The sequence below is a fragment of the Rhizobium sp. G21 genome (assembly GCF_014158035.1).
Lineage (GTDB): Bacteria > Pseudomonadota > Alphaproteobacteria > Rhizobiales > Rhizobiaceae > Rhizobium_E.
In genome coordinates this window covers 2363579-2377466 of sequence record NZ_JACFXW010000001.1, presented here as the reverse complement: position 1 = coordinate 2377466, position 13888 = coordinate 2363579, and the positions used below count along the sequence as shown (strand labels likewise).

Here is a 13888-nt window from a genome sequence, read left to right as displayed (position 1 = left end):
ACGGGAAAAGGCCATGTTCGGATTCGACCTGACGACGATTGCGATCATCGCACTGGCCGCGATTTCCGCGGCTGCGGTCGCCTATGGCGTCTTGTTCTCCCAGATCGAGAGCGACAAGAAAGCCAAGAGCCGTTTCGAAAAAATGGGCATGTCCGATGTCGACAAGACAAAGGTCAAGGCGTCCCGCGACCGGCTGGCGGAATTGTCCAAGCGGCGTAAATCCGTGCAGGATTCGCTCAAGGAACTGGAGAAGAAGCAGCAGGAGGCCAACAAGAAAAAGGCCGCCACGCTGAAATCGCGCATCGTGCAGGCGGGTCTGTCATTCTCCGAAACCCAGTTCTATCTCGGCAGCGCCGTCCTGGGCGCCGCCGTCGCCGTTCTGCTGCTGTTTTCCGGGGCCTCGATCCTCATCATCGCCGGCGTCAGTTTCGTCGCCGCCGTCGGCCTGCCACGGCTCTACGTCACCTTCATGTTCAAGCGCCGCATGAAGCGCTTCATCGAAGAATTGCCGAACGCGCTGGACGTCATGGTGCGCTCGATCAAGTCGGGCCTGCCCTTGAACGATGCGATCCGGCTGATCGCCTCGGAAGCCAAGGAACCGGTGAAAACCGAGTTCCGCCGCGTGATCGAGGCCCAACAGATGGGGCTCAGCGTGCCCGAGGCGGTCGGGCGCATGTCGCAGACCGTGCCGCTGCAGGAGGTCAATTTCTTCGGCGTCGTCATCGCCATTCAGGCGCAGGCGGGCGGCAACCTGTCCGAAGCGCTCGGCAATCTCTCGCGTGTGCTGCGCGACCGCAAGAAGATGAAGGCCAAGGTGTCGGCCCTGTCGATGGAAGCCAAGGCGTCGGCCGTCATCATCGGCGCCCTGCCCTTCATCGTCGCCTTTCTCGTCTATCTGACCTCGCCGGACTATATGTTGATCCTGTTCACCGATCCCCGCGGCCATCTGATCATGGGCGTGTCGGCGGTGTGGATGTCGATCGGCATTTTCGTGATGCGCAACATGACCAATTTCGAAATCTAGGACGGACGCGCCATGGATCTCGCCAAGACACTGACAAATCCGCAGGTCGTGTTCGCCGTTCTCGTCGGCATTGCCGTATTCGCGACCCTGTACAGCCTCGTCCTGCCTTATTTCGACAGCGGCGGCCTGCAGAAGCGCATGAAGGCGGTGACCACCGAGCGCGAGCAGATCCGCAGCCGCGAGCGCGCGCGTCTCAACGCCGAAGGCGCGATGCAGCGCGGCAGCCTGCGCCATCAGAACAACACCAATGTCCGCCAGATCGTCGAGCGGCTCAATCTGCGCGAGGCTTTGGTCGACGCCGGCACGGTCGACAAATTGAAGGCCGCCGGCTACCGGTCGCAAAACGCCCTCAACGTCTTCCTCTTCGCGCGCTTCTTTCTGCCGTTCCTCTTCATGATGGCGGCGGCGCTCTATGTCTTCGTTCTCGGCTATCTCGCCGACCAGACATTCATGGTCAGGCTGCTCACCGTGATCGGCCTCGGCTATCTCGGTTTCTACGCGCCGAACATCTTCATCTCCAACAAGATCAACAAGCGCCAGGCCTCGATCCGCAAGGCATGGCCGGATGCGCTGGATCTGATGTTGATCTGCGTCGAATCCGGCGTGTCGATCGAAGCCGCGATCAAGCGCGTTTCCGAGGAGATGACGGTAAACTCGCCCGAGCTCGCCGAGGAAATGGTGCTGACCAACGCCGAGCTCTCGTTTCTCCAGGAACGGCGCGCGGCCTATGAAAACCTCGCCAAGCGCACCCAGCTCGACTCCGTCCAGGCGGTGAGCCAGGCCTTGATCCAGGCCGAGCGCTACGGCACGCCCATCGCCCAGGCCTTGCGCGTGCTGGCGCAGGAAAGCCGGGATCAGCGCATGAACGAGGCGGAAAAGAAGGCGGCGGCGTTGCCGCCGAAACTGACGGTGCCGATGATCCTGTTTTTCCTGCCGGTGTTGATCGCCGTCATTCTCGGCCCCGCCGGCATCCAGGTGTCCGATAAATTCTGAACCGTCTTTCATTCGGTTGCGCCTGCGGCGCACAAGACCTCACGACAGACGAACGCCGCCTCGAGGGGCGGCGTTCGTCTGTCGGTTGGTGCTTTTTTGGGCGGTCAATTGGTTCCGTCGTCGGCGCTCGCGAGCTTTTTCCAGCTGTTGTCCTGCGACAGCATGCCCTTGAGATACGCGACATTCGCCTCGGCCTGTTCGGCGGTCAGCTCCTGGCGGGCGATGTTCTCGGCTTCCTGGAAACGGCCCTGAAGCCCAACGACGAGGGCGAGGTTCTGCCTGACGCGGCTGTCGGCGCCCGGCTGGGCCACGGCCGAGCGCAGATAGGTTTCCGCCGTGCGCAGGTCGCGGCTCAGGAGATAGGACATTCCGAGATTGGACAGCACCGAAGGCTCGTTCGGATGCAGGTCCAGCGCGCTGCGATAGGCGAGGCGGGCTTCCTCCGTACGGCCCAGCTGGTCGAGGATCGCGCCTTTGGCGCTTTCGAGCTTCCAGTCGGGCCGGTCGGGCGTCTGGGCCCGGTTGATGGTCGTCAGCGCCGGCTCGAGCTGCCCGGCGGCGGCCTGCGCCTTGCCATAGGCGGCGAGCACGGCGCGATCGGTCGGGTTCTTGATCGCCACCTGCTGCATGACGGCGAGGGCCTGGCCGTTGCGTCCGCTCATGCGCAGAAGCGTCGCATAGTTCATGCCGGCGTTGCGGTCGTTTGGATTTTTGGCGTAGGCGTCGCCGATCTTGCGCGAGGCGGCCTGCAGTTCGGGCTGCGTCATCGCCTCGACCGGCTTGTTCAGGTTGGGGATCGATCCCGTCGTCTCCCGGCTCGTCGTGGAGCAGGAGGTCATGAGCATGGTCAGGAAAAGCGCGGCGCCGACCGACGCCATTGTCTGGGACTGCATCCTATCGCCCTCTTGCCGACATCTGCGGCTTGGCTGGGAAAAATCCAGCGCCGCAACCTTCGCTCCAGCAATAGTCTGTTAACCCTAACAGAGTGTTAATTTGGCGAATCCACACCACCCGATTCCCGCAAGGACAGTGAATGGCCCCCTTTCAATTCATCGAGCGTCCCACACCGTTCAACACGAAGCTGGGCAAGACGCTGCCGATTTTCGCGGTGACGCCGGCCCATATCGATACGGGTCTCGTCGATCCGATCGCGCTCGACTGGGCGCGGAAGTCGGGCTACAAGGCGGAAGCCGGGTCACTGCTGCTGGTGCCGACCGAAGACGGGCATCTCGGCGGCGCGCTGTTCGGCCTCGGCGCCTATCCCTCGGAATCGCCCTATCTCACCGGCAAGCTCCCACGCATTCTGCCCGCCGGCGAATGGCACATCGAGACGGCGCCCCTGACGGCGAACCGTTTGGCGCTGGGCTACGGTCTCGGAAGCTATCGTTTCGAGAGATACAAGAGCGGCTCGTCCAATCCGCCGACGCTGCTCATCCCCTCCGACGCCGACGCCGCCCGCGTCAAGCGCCTGCTCGCCGGCGTCTTCCTGGCGCGCGACCTGATCAATACGCCGGCGAACGACATGGGACCGGATGCCCTCGAAGCCGCGTTCCGAGCCCTGGCCGCGCATTATCATGCTGAAGTCCTGGTCGTGCGGGGCGAGGCGCTGCTGCAGGAGAATTTCCCGCTGATCCATGCCGTCGGCCGCGCCTCCGAACAGGCGCCGCGCCTTCTCAAGATGCGTTGGGGCAAGAAAGGCCATAAGCGGGTGACGCTGGTGGGCAAGGGCGTCACTTTCGACACCGGCGGCCTCGACATCAAGCCGTCCTCCTCGATGGCGCTGATGAAGAAGGATATGGGCGGCGCGGCCAATGTGCTGGGTCTCGCTCTCATGATCATGGACGCCAAGCTCAAGATCGATCTCACCGTGATCGTGCCGGTGGCGGAGAATTCGATCTCCGGCAACGCCTTTCGTCCGGGCGACATCTATCGCAGCCGCGCCGGCCTCACCGTGCAGATCGACAATACCGACGCGGAAGGCCGGCTCATTCTCGCCGACGCGCTGGCGCTGGCCGACGAGGACGAGCCGGATCTGCTGATCGACATGGCGACGCTGACCGGCGCCGCCCGCGTGGCGCTCGGCCCCGACGTTCCGCCCTACTTCACCGACGACGAAGAACTCGCCCATCAACTGATGGAGTCGAGTCTCGAGGTCGACGACCCGATCTGGCGGTTGCCGCTCTACAAGGGCTATGAGAAGGACGTGACCGCCAAGATCGCCGATCTGACCAATGCGCCGGCGGGCGGCATGGCGGGAGCAATCACCGCGGCATTGTTCCTCAAGCGCTTCGTCAAGAAAACCCGCAGTTGGGCGCATTTCGACATCTATGCCTGGACGCAGACCGAGCGCCCGCATTGCCCCGGCGGCGGCGAGGCGCAGGCGATCCGCGCCATCTTCGACATGCTCGACGGCAAGGGACGCGCCGATTAACCCTCGGCAAAGCCTGCGCTTGCGGGCGCGGCATGTTTGGTCAAGAATGAAACGGTTACGAAACAATCCCGCCGGAGGGGCGCGTGACCGTCGACTTATCCGCCTCGCAGGCGTTGGGACTTTGGCATACGGTGTCGGTGGATGCGGTGCGTTCGGGCGACGGCGATCTGTCGATGCGCCAGATGGCCATTCTGCTGCATGTCTATCTGACCCCGCCGCCGCATACGGTGCGCGGGCTCGCCGCCACGCTCGGCGTCACCAAGCCGGTCGTCACCCGCGCGCTCGACACGATGGGCGCGATGGGCGTGATCGACCGCATCAGGGACGACAAGGACCGCCGCAATGTGCTGATCAAGCGTACGCTGGCAGGCGCGGTCTATCTGGAAAAATTCGGCGATGTCATCATCGCCAAGGCTCGTGATCTCACCTGACGGATAGATATATGGCGCTCGACAGACGTATCCACGCTTTCCGCCCTGATCTTGCCGAGGCGTCGCTCCAGGGACGCGTCGATGCGGCGCGCTTCACCAACGGAGCGCCCGCGCAGGTCCGTGTTCCCAGGATCGCTCTCAGGGCCAAGCCGGATGTCTTCTGCGGCCTCGACACCGAACTGATACTGGGGAGGGAGTCCGGGTGTTCGATGTCGCCGACGGCTGGGCCTGGGTGAAATCGGATCTCGACGACTATGTCGGCTATCTGCCGCAGGCGGCGATCATCGACACGGCGCCCGCGCCCACGCATTGGGTTACCGTTCCCCGCACATTTCTCTATCCCGAGCCGGATATGAAGCGGCCGCCGGTCGAGGCGGTGTCGATGGGCAGCCGCATGACCGTGACGGGCGAGGCGGAGACGCGCGGGACCCGCTATCTCATCACCACCGAAGGCGCGGTGATCGCCCGGCATCTCGCTCCGGTCTGCGCGACGATCTCCGACGACTATGTCGATGTCGCCGCCCGCTTTCTCGAAACACCTTATCTCTGGGGCGGACGCACCGGCTTCGGGCTGGATTGCTCCGGCCCTCGTGCAGCTTTCGATGATGATGGTCGGCCGCGCCGCGCCGCGCGATTCCGACCAGCAGGCGGCGATGCCGGGCGAAGCGCTGACGCGCGCCGACGTTACGCGCGGCGATCTCGTGTTCTGGAAAGGCCATGTGGGGATCATGGAGGATCGCGACATACTCCTGCACGCCAACGGCCATACGATGAGCGTGACGCGCGAACATCTGGATGACGCCATCGACCGGATCGCGACGCTTTACGGCCAGCCGACCGGATACAAACGGCCGAACTGTAAATAAGATATCTCCTCAAGATAATTTTTCGTCTTTATTTTGTGAACAATCCGTGCCTGCCGAAGGGGATACCCGAAACGGGGCGCCAGGAGCATATTGGCTTCCAGAACGGATCGCCGCTTGGGCGCTCCCGAAATTCAGGCCTCAGCGCCGGAAAGGATGCCATCATGCTCGACCAGATCAAGGGCCTTCACCACGTCACCTCCATGGCCGCCAGCGCCCCGGTCAACAATCACTTCTTCACCAAGACGCTCGGCCTGCGCCGCGTCAAGAAGACGGTGAATTTCGACTCGCCCGACGTCTATCACCTCTATTACGGCGACGAACTCGGCACGCCCGGCACGGTCATGACCTATTTCCCCTTCCCCAATATCGGCCGTGGTCGTCCCGGCACGGGCGAAGTCGGGACCACGGTGTTCTCCGTGCCGAAGGGCGCGCTGGGCTACTGGGCCGACCGGCTGACCAGCCAGGGCGTCGATGGTCTGCAGGCCGAGGAAACCTTCGGCCAGAAGCGGCTGAACTTCGCCGGTCCCGATGGCGACGGCTTCGCGCTGGTGGAAGTGGACGGCGATGACCGCGCGCCCTGGACCGAGAACGGCGTCGACGCCGATCACGCCATTCGCGGCTTCCATTCGGTGGCCATGCGTCTGCGCGATGAAGGCGCCACCGCCGAGCTGTTGAAATATATGGGCTATCAGGAACTCGACCGGAAGGACGGCGTCGTCAGTCAGCTCATCGTGCCCGGCGGCAACGAAGCCTCCACCGTCGATCTCGAAACCATGCCCAATATCAACAGAAGCCTGCAGGGCGCGGGCTCGGTCCATCACGTCGCTTTCGCGGTCGAAAACCGCGCCAAGCAGCTGGAAGTGCGCAAAGCGCTGATGGACACCGGCTATCACGTCACCCCGGTGATCGACCGCGATTACTTCTGGGCGATCTATTTCCGCACGCCGGGCGGCGTGCTGTTCGAAATCGCCACCAATGAGCCGGGCTTCACCCGCGACGAGGACGTCGCCACGCTCGGCGCCGATCTGAAACTGCCGCAGCAGCACAAGCATCTGCGTCCGATTCTCGCCCAGCATCTCGAAAAGCTGGAGGATTGAACCATGGACTATCAGCACAGGATCCGGGCCGGCGCGCCCGGATCGCCGATCCTGTTCGCCTTTCACGGCACGGGCGGCGATGAAAACCAGTTCTTCGATTTCGCCGGCGATCTCATGCCCGGGGCGACCATCGTGTCGCCGCGCGGCGATGTCTCCGAACACGGCGCGGCGCGCTTCTTTCGCCGTACCGGCGAGGGCGTCTACGACATGGCCGACCTGGCGCGCGCCACCGACAAGATGGCGGCCTTCGTCGAACGGATGAAGCAGGAGCATCAGGCCTCCGCCGTCTACGGTTTCGGCTATTCGAACGGCGCCAATATCCTCGCCAATCTCCTGATCGAGAAAGGCGGCCTGTTCGAACGCGCAGGCCTTCTGCATCCGCTGATCCCGTTTGCGCCGCAGCCGCAGCCGGGGCTCAAGGGCGTCAAAACGTTGATCACCGCCGGCGAGCGCGATCCGATCTGCCCGGCCCCGCTGACCCAGCGCCTGCAGGCCTATCTGGAAAGCCACGGCGCGGAAGCTTCCATCGTCTGGCATTCCGGCGGCCATGAACTCAGGCCGCAGGAAGTCGAGGCGTTGACGCGCTTCTTCGCCTGACAAAGCTTTGCCAACGCCATGAAGAGACGGCATTCCCCTGCGAGGCCGTCTCTTTTCTTCCTGACATTTGCGCCGTATGGTCCGGCGCAAACCAAAGACAGGGAGAGAGACATGTTGCGTTTCGGTATTGTTTCCACGGCGCGGATCGGCCGCGAGCTGGTCGTGCCCGCCATTCAGGACGCGGAAAACTGCGTCGTCACCGCCGTCGCCAGCCGCAATCTCGACAGCGCCCGCGCCATGGCAGACCGTTTCGGCGCGCCGCACGCCTTCGGCTCCTATGAAGAGATGCTGGCCTCCGACGCGATCGACGCGGTCTATATCCCGCTGCCGACCTCCCAGCATGTCGAATGGACGATCAAGGCGGCGGACGCCGGCAAGCATGTGCTCTGCGAGAAGCCGATCGCGCTCAAAGCCGACGACATCGACCAGCTGATCGCCGCCCGCGACCGCAACAAGGTGCTGGTGTCGGAAGCCTATATGGTCACCTATTCGCCGGTCTGGCGGAAGGTGCGCGAACTCCTGGCCGAAGGCGCGATCGGCAAGCTGCGCTTCGTGCAGGGCGCCTTCACATATTTCAACCGCGATCCCGGCAATATGCGCAACATCCCGGCGCTCGGCGGCGGCGGACTTCCCGATATCGGCGTCTATCCCACCATCACCACCCGTTTCTCGACCGGCATGGAGCCCTTGCGCATCCAGGCGACGACCGAGCGCGATCCGGAATTCGGCACCGACATCTTCTCGTCGGTCAGGGCGGATTTCGGCGATTTCGAGCTGAGCTTCTACATCTCCACCCAGCTCGCCGCCCGCCAGATCATGGTTTTCCACGGCGACAAGGGCTTCATCGAAGTGAAGTCGCCCTTCAACGCCGATCGCTACGGCGCCGAAGAGATCGAACTCACCAACCAGAACCATTCGCAATCCCAGCATTTCCGCTATCAGGATTGCCGTCAGTACCGCTTGGAGGCTGAAGCTTTCGCCCGCGCGGCCATGGGCGGCGAGGCCGAGGTGGTGACGCTGGAAAATTCCAAGCTGAACCAGAAAGTCATAGACGCGATCTATCGCGCCTCGGAAAAGGACGGCTGGGAAACCGTCTGAGGCGGCGGCTCAGCGTCCGAACACCAGGCGCGAATAACCGAACCAGGACAAGCCCATCGCCGCGACCGAGGCAATCGCCGCGGCGATGACGGGGTAGAGCCCGGGAAAACCAAGTAGAATCGCCGAATAGATGGCGTAGTTGGCGAGCGCGGAGACAAGGCCGACCCCGCCGTAACGCGCGCCTTCCGAAGCCAGGGACCGACCGCTTTTGCCGAAGGTCAGGCTGCGATTGAAAATCCAGGTCACGCACATGGCGAAAGCGATCGCGACGACGCGCGCCCCGAAGGGGCCGATCGGCGTCGCCCAGATCAACAGCGCCAGCATGCCGGCGTCGGAGACGAAGCCGAGGCCGCCGGCCACAGTGAAGAAAAACAGCCGTTTCACGCCGCTCTCTTGCGGGCGGCGCGCACAGGCGAGGGGCCGGCTCGGCGGGAGCGGGGCGGCGGCGGATTTCGGACAGCGCCGGCAGATCCATATAATGGATGCGCAGGAGTTCGGCGCGCGATCGGGCCAGACTGTCGAGGATCAAGCCGGCCGTGAACGTCATGCCCGACATGATCAGCAGCACCATCGAAAACACCCAGGTCGGCATGCGCGGCACGAGCCCGGTCTGGGCGTATTCGATCAAAACCGGCGTCATGAAGGTCAGCGACGCCGCCAGCAATGCCGAGGAAATCGCGAAATAGAAGGCGAAGGGCCGGACTTCCTTCATCAGCATGGCGAACATGAACAGGATCTTGCCGCCGTCGCCGAAGGTCGAGAGCTTCGAGAACGAACCCTCGGGACGTCGACCGTAATCGAGTTCGAGCTCGATCACCGGCAGTCTCAGCCTGGAGGCGTGCACCGACATTTCCGTCTCGATCTCGAAGCCGTTGGAGACGGCGGGGAAGCTCTTGGCGAAGCGGCGCGAGAAGGCGCGATAGCCGGAGAAGATGTCGGTGAAATCCTTGCCGAACAGCGAGCGGTAGAGCGTGTTGAAGATCTTGTTTCCGAAGGCGTGGCCCTGGCGGCCGGCGTCGCGGGTCACGTCGCGGCGCGTGCCGACCACCATGTCGGCGCGCTCGGTCACCAGCGTGGTGATGAGGTTTTCGGCGTCCTCAGGCGCATATGTGCCGTCGCCGTCCGCCATCAGATAGATGTCGGCGTCGATGTCGGCGAACATGCGGCGCACGACATTGCCCTTGCCCTGGCGGCGTTCGCGAAACACGGTCGCGCCGGCAAGCGCGGCGCGAAGCGCGGTGTCGTCGCGGGAATTGTTGTCATAGACATAGATGCGGGCCGAAGGCAACGCCTGGCGAAAGCCGCGCACGACATCGCCGATCGTCAGCGATTCATTGTAGCAGGGTATCAGGACTGCGATGTCGAGATCGTCGTTCATGCGTGCTCCTCGCCGGCGACCGGCGGTCGGGCTCCTCAATGGCTTTACTCTTTCTTGAGAAGGTTAAGCTTAGGTTTCGCTCGAATAGTCTTTCGCGCTCGGGCGGCGGGCATATGTCTGAAAACGGTAAAGAAGCGATGACTTCCCCCAAGTTTCTGGAAAGCTTCCGGGCTGACGCCGAGCGCGCCGGAGCCGGCTGGCTCCTGCGCATCGTCCTGCTCTTTTCGGCTCTCGCCATCGCCGCGCAGATCGGCGCGCATCTGTCGACCTACACGGATTATATCGGACCCGACCCCGACGACGTGATGCGGCTGGTGGAAGTGCGCGATTGGCTCGGCGGCCAGAGTTGGTTCGACCTGCATCAATATCGCATGGGCCCGCCCGGCGGCATGCTGATGCATTGGTCGCGCTTCGTCGATGCGCCGATCGGTGGCCTGATCCTGCTGTTCGGCCTGTTTGTGAGCCCCGACACGGCGGAGGCTGCCGCCGCCTTTGTCTGGCCGCTCGCGCTGATCCTGCCCTTGATGGCGGGTATCGGCCTCGGCGCCTATCGGCTCGGCGGCAAGCCGGCGGTGGTGATCGGGCTCGCTCTCGGATTCATGTTCCTCTTCACCATGATGCGCTTCCGGCCCGGCGGGCTCGATCATCACAATGTGCAACTGGCCGTGGTTGCGCTTTTGGCCGCCTGCCTTCTCGATCCCCAGGCGCGGGCTCGGTCTTTCGCGGCCGCCGGCGGCCTATCCGCCTTCGCGCTTGCGATCGGCGCCGAAACCACGCCGCTGATTGCGGTTGCGGCCATGGGCGTCGCACTCGTCTGGGCCGTGCGCGGGCAGGATTATCGCCGCGCCGCGATCGCCTTTGGTGTCGCTTTTGCAGGCTTTGCGGCATTGTTCTTTTTCGCGACCACGCCGCACGCCTTGTGGGGCCGCGTCACCTGCGACACGCTGTCGATCGGATTTCTGTCGATCGCCCTGATCGGCGGCGCGGGCCTCGCTGCGGCGGCCGGTTTTGCGTCGCAACGCGGCCCGCTTTGGCGCTGGGGATCGCTCGCCCTTCTCGGCGCGCTGGCCGGCCTTGTGGCGCTTTTCGTCGCGCCGGAATGCCTCGGCAATCCCTTGTCGAGCCTCGATCCCATGGTGCAGGACCTCTGGCTCGGCAGCATTTCCGAGGCGCAGCCGATCGGCAAGCAGTTCGAAGTCAGTCCCGATGCGATCGGCGGCATTTACGGCGTCGGCCTCATCGCGCTCGGGGTCGCCCTGTTCCGGGTTTGGCGCGGCGAGCAGGCTCTCGCCTATAGTCTGTTGGCCGGCCTGATCGCCATCTCATGGATCGTCAGCGCCATTCAGGTGCGCGGCATGATCTTCACCAATCTACTGTCTGTTCTGCCGCTTTCGGTGATCGTCGCCGATCTCCGCGCTCATTATCTCGCCCATCGCAATGAGCCCAAAGCCGCCATCGCCTTCATTCTCGCCGCCCTGGCGAGCGTGCCCTCGGTCTGGGCCTTTTCCGGCGCGGCCGTGACGATCGCGGTCAACAGTGTGTCCGGCGCTTCGTCGGAGGAAAAAGAGGATGAGGATAAGCCCGCCTGCATCCGCAAGGAAAGTTTGGCGGAGGTTTCTAAGCTGCCGCCTGGCCGCATTCTCACGGCCTTCAATGCCGGCCCGGCCATCCTCCGCTTCACGCCGCATGCCGTCATCACAGGCAATTACCATCGCAACGCCAAGGGCCTGCTCGACGGCTTGAAGATGGCGACATCAGACCCCGCCATCGCTGCGGCGCTGATGGAGGAAGACAAGGTCGGCTATGTGCTGCTGTGCATGGACGATCCGCAGGTGGAAACGCTCAAGGAAAAATTCCCCAACGGCTTCTGGGCGCGGCTCGCCCGCGGCGAAATCCCCGAATTCCTCGAACCGGTGGAAGCCTCGGGCGACCCGCGCATGAAGATCTTTCGCGTGATCCGCTAGCGTTTCACACCAGACCCACGAGGCTGCTCGCCGTCGTGCCCGTTGCCAGCACGCGCACGATCCGCGCCGGCAGGATCGAGCCGGCCGCAAGCGCTGCGAATGTAGCCACCGCGCCGGATTGCAGTTCGGCGGTCACCGCCCCGCTCGAACCCACATAGAGGGCTCGGGTCGTTTCCGGAAGCGCCGCCGCATCGTCGGGCGTCACCGGAAAAGCGTGAATGGCCGGGCCGTTGAGCGAAGCGACGGTGGTTTCAAAACGGTCTGTCATGTCGATGTCTCCTTCTGGTTCTGACGGACCATCATCGCATGGCGCTCGAGACAGGGGACGAAGCGGGGGAAAACGCCAGCGCGGGGCCGAGATGGAGGCCCGGTTCTGGAGTAGATCGCGGAAGCGCTGATATAGAGAGCCATGAGCTTCTTCGACAACGATTCGCCCGGCAACCTCGCCGAATATACGGTTTCCGAGATCTCGGGCTCCATCAAGCGCACGATGGAGACCGCATTCGAGCATGTGCGGGTGCGGGGTGAAATCTCCGGCTATCGCGGCCCGCATTCCTCCGGTCACGCCTATTTCGCGCTGAAGGACGATCGGTCCCGGCTCGAAGCGGTGATCTGGAAAGGCTCCTTCAGCCGTTTGAAGGTCCGGCCCGAAGAGGGCATGGAAGTGATCGCCACCGGCAAGATCACCACCTTTCCCGGCTCGTCGAAATATCAGATCGTCATCGAAAGCCTGGAGCCCGCCGGCGTCGGCGCGCTGATGGCGCTGCTCGAAGAGCGCAAGCGCAAATTCGCCGCCGAAGGCCTGTTCGATCCCGCCCGCAAGCAGCTGCTGCCCTATATGCCCCATGTCATCGGCGTGGTGACCTCGCCGACCGGCGCCGTGATCCGCGATATCCTGCATCGCATATCCGATCGCTTTCCGCTGCATGTCATCGTCTGGCCGGTCAGGGTGCAGGGCGATGGCGCGGGCGCGGAAATCGCCGGCGCCATCGAGGGCTTCAATGCGCTTGCTCCCGATGGACCCATTCGTCGGCCCGATGTGCTCATCGTCGCCCGCGGCGGCGGCAGTCTCGAAGATCTCTGGTGCTTCAATGACGAGGCGGTGGTGCGCTCAGCCGCCAATTCCGCCATTCCGCTGATCTCCGCCGTCGGCCACGAGACCGACTGGACGCTGATCGATTACGCCTCCGACCAGCGCGCCCCGACGCCGACGGGCGCCGCTGAAATGGCCGTGCCGGTCAAGGCCGATCTCGAAGCCCAGCTAGCCGGTCTTTCGGCGCGGCTCGCCTCGGCCATCAACCGGCAGATGGACAATCGTCGCCAGGGGCTGAGGGGCCTCGCTCGGGCGATGCCGTCGATCGACCAACTGCTGGCTCTGCCCCGCCGGCGCTTCGACGAAGCCGCCTCCCGGCTGGATCGCGGCCTGGAACTGACCGCGCTCAACAAGCGCCGCATGCTGGAGCGCGCAGCCTCCTATCTGCGTCCCGATATGCTCGCGGCGCGTTTTGCAGAACGACGCCAACGGCTTAATGATCTCGGCCTGCGGGCCGAGCGCGTGGTGGAGCGGCGCATCGACCAGCTCAAGGCGCGTATCGCCCGCGCCGACGCAGTTTTTTCCGGCCTGCCTGCCCGCCTTGCCAACGAGACGGCGCGCAGCCGCGACCGGCTGAACAATCTCGCCCGGCGCAGCGATGGCGCGCTCGATGTGCGCCTGAGGCGCGAACGCCAGGCGCTCGCCGCCCATGACCGTATTCTGCAATCGCTGTCCTACAAGAATGTGCTGAAGCGCGGCTATGCCGTGATCCGTGACGAGAATGGCCGGCCTTTGACCCGAGCGGAGCAGGTGGCCGCAGGTCAGGCGCTCGCGATCCAGTTCGCCGATGGCAACATTGCCGCGACGGCCGGTGAGGGAGCTGAGCCGTCGACGCCAACCTCCCCGGCGACTGCGCCGCAGCCGCGCAAGAAATCCGCCAAAGGCTCTCCCATCGATCAGGGGAGCCTGTTCTAGC

Annotated in this window: 12 protein-coding genes and 2 pseudogenes; 10 read left to right on the top strand and 4 right to left on the bottom strand. The window is 64.0% G+C overall.

Going from position 1 to position 13888, the window contains the following annotated elements; all coding sequences use genetic code 11:
- Window positions 1–13: 13 nt before the first annotated feature.
- Together H2O14_RS12120 and H2O14_RS12115 are read left to right on the top strand one after the other, a co-directional pair.
- Window positions 14–1024, top strand: a complete 1011-nt coding sequence (locus tag H2O14_RS12120; protein WP_182827852.1) for a type II secretion system F family protein — start codon at window positions 14–16, stop codon at window positions 1022–1024.
- Between the two features lie 12 nt (window positions 1025–1036).
- Window positions 1037–2017, top strand: a complete 981-nt coding sequence (locus H2O14_RS12115) for a type II secretion system F family protein (RefSeq protein ID WP_182827851.1) — start codon at window positions 1037–1039, stop codon at window positions 2015–2017.
- Between the two features lie 104 nt (window positions 2018–2121).
- Here the strand turns inward: H2O14_RS12115 and H2O14_RS12110 are convergent, their stop codons facing one another.
- Window positions 2122–2862 (bottom strand): tetratricopeptide repeat protein, encoded by a 741-nt coding sequence (locus H2O14_RS12110; RefSeq protein WP_246697588.1) that lies wholly within the window; start codon window positions 2860–2862, stop codon window positions 2122–2124.
- A 188-nt stretch (window positions 2863–3050) separates the two neighbouring features.
- On the opposite strand from H2O14_RS12110, the gene H2O14_RS12105 reads away from it, so the two are divergent.
- The 6 genes and pseudogenes from H2O14_RS12105 to H2O14_RS12080 all read left to right on the top strand — a co-directional run bounded on the left by H2O14_RS12105 (window position 3051) and on the right by H2O14_RS12080 (window position 8537).
- Window positions 3051–4448, top strand: a complete 1398-nt coding sequence (locus H2O14_RS12105) for a leucyl aminopeptidase family protein (RefSeq protein ID WP_182827849.1) — start codon at window positions 3051–3053, stop codon at window positions 4446–4448.
- An 83-nt stretch (window positions 4449–4531) separates the two neighbouring features.
- Window positions 4532–4879 carry a MarR family transcriptional regulator gene (locus H2O14_RS12100; protein ID WP_182827848.1) on the top strand — a complete coding sequence of 116 codons (348 nt, stop codon included), beginning with the start codon at window positions 4532–4534 and terminating at the stop codon, window positions 4877–4879.
- Between the two features lie 11 nt (window positions 4880–4890).
- Window positions 4891–5745, top strand: a pseudogene (locus tag H2O14_RS12095) (NlpC/P60 family protein).
- A gap of 161 nt (window positions 5746–5906) precedes the next feature.
- On the top strand, window positions 5907–6842 hold the full coding sequence (locus tag H2O14_RS12090) for a VOC family protein (RefSeq protein ID WP_182827847.1): 936 nt from the start codon (window positions 5907–5909) through the stop codon (window positions 6840–6842).
- Between the two features lie 3 nt (window positions 6843–6845).
- Window positions 6846–7439, top strand: a complete 594-nt coding sequence (locus H2O14_RS12085) for an alpha/beta hydrolase (RefSeq protein WP_182827846.1) — start codon at window positions 6846–6848, stop codon at window positions 7437–7439.
- Between the two features lie 111 nt (window positions 7440–7550).
- Window positions 7551–8537: a Gfo/Idh/MocA family protein gene (locus tag H2O14_RS12080; RefSeq protein ID WP_182827845.1), complete on the top strand. Its 987-nt coding sequence runs from the start codon at window positions 7551–7553 to the stop codon at window positions 8535–8537.
- A gap of 9 nt (window positions 8538–8546) precedes the next feature.
- Here H2O14_RS12080 and H2O14_RS12075 read toward each other — a convergent pair whose 3' ends face one another.
- Window positions 8547–8861, bottom strand: a complete 315-nt coding sequence (locus tag H2O14_RS12075) for a GtrA family protein (protein WP_210275532.1) — start codon at window positions 8859–8861, stop codon at window positions 8547–8549.
- 88 nt (window positions 8862–8949) lie between these two features.
- Window positions 8950–9915, bottom strand: a pseudogene (locus tag H2O14_RS12070) (glycosyltransferase); the annotation flags it as partial.
- A 137-nt stretch (window positions 9916–10052) separates the two neighbouring features.
- Here H2O14_RS12070 and H2O14_RS12065 point away from each other — a divergent pair.
- On the top strand, window positions 10053–11879 hold the full coding sequence (locus H2O14_RS12065; protein WP_182827844.1) for a hypothetical protein: 1827 nt from the start codon (window positions 10053–10055) through the stop codon (window positions 11877–11879).
- A 4-nt stretch (window positions 11880–11883) separates the two neighbouring features.
- Here H2O14_RS12065 and H2O14_RS12060 read toward each other — a convergent pair whose 3' ends face one another.
- Entirely contained in the window at window positions 11884–12147 is a 264-nt protein-coding gene (locus H2O14_RS12060) for a hypothetical protein (protein ID WP_182827843.1), read from the bottom strand.
- 141 nt (window positions 12148–12288) lie between these two features.
- Between H2O14_RS12060 and xseA the strand changes: the two genes are divergently transcribed.
- Complete coding sequence (gene xseA / locus H2O14_RS12055) at window positions 12289–13887, top strand: exodeoxyribonuclease VII large subunit (protein ID WP_182827842.1); 1599 nt, start codon at window positions 12289–12291, stop codon at window positions 13885–13887.
- The last annotated feature ends 1 nt before the right edge of the window (window position 13888 follow it).

Coding starts and splice junctions, on each gene's coding strand:
- H2O14_RS12120 (WP_182827852.1), top strand. CDS start 14: ATGTTCGGATTCGACCTGACGACGATTGCGATCATCGCACTGGCCGCG.
- H2O14_RS12115 (WP_182827851.1), top strand. CDS start 1,037: ATGGATCTCGCCAAGACACTGACAAATCCGCAGGTCGTGTTCGCCGTT.
- H2O14_RS12110 (WP_246697588.1), bottom strand. CDS start 2,862: ATGCTCATGACCTCCTGCTCCACGACGAGCCGGGAGACGACGGGATCG.
- H2O14_RS12105 (WP_182827849.1), top strand. CDS start 3,051: ATGGCCCCCTTTCAATTCATCGAGCGTCCCACACCGTTCAACACGAAG.
- H2O14_RS12090 (WP_182827847.1), top strand. CDS start 5,907: ATGCTCGACCAGATCAAGGGCCTTCACCACGTCACCTCCATGGCCGCC.
- H2O14_RS12085 (WP_182827846.1), top strand. CDS start 6,846: ATGGACTATCAGCACAGGATCCGGGCCGGCGCGCCCGGATCGCCGATC.
- H2O14_RS12080 (WP_182827845.1), top strand. CDS start 7,551: ATGTTGCGTTTCGGTATTGTTTCCACGGCGCGGATCGGCCGCGAGCTG.
- H2O14_RS12075 (WP_210275532.1), bottom strand. CDS start 8,861: ATGCTGGCGCTGTTGATCTGGGCGACGCCGATCGGCCCCTTCGGGGCG.
- H2O14_RS12065 (WP_182827844.1), top strand. CDS start 10,053: ATGACTTCCCCCAAGTTTCTGGAAAGCTTCCGGGCTGACGCCGAGCGC.
- H2O14_RS12060 (WP_182827843.1), bottom strand. CDS start 12,147: ATGACAGACCGTTTTGAAACCACCGTCGCTTCGCTCAACGGCCCGGCC.
- xseA (WP_182827842.1), top strand. CDS start 12,289: ATGAGCTTCTTCGACAACGATTCGCCCGGCAACCTCGCCGAATATACG.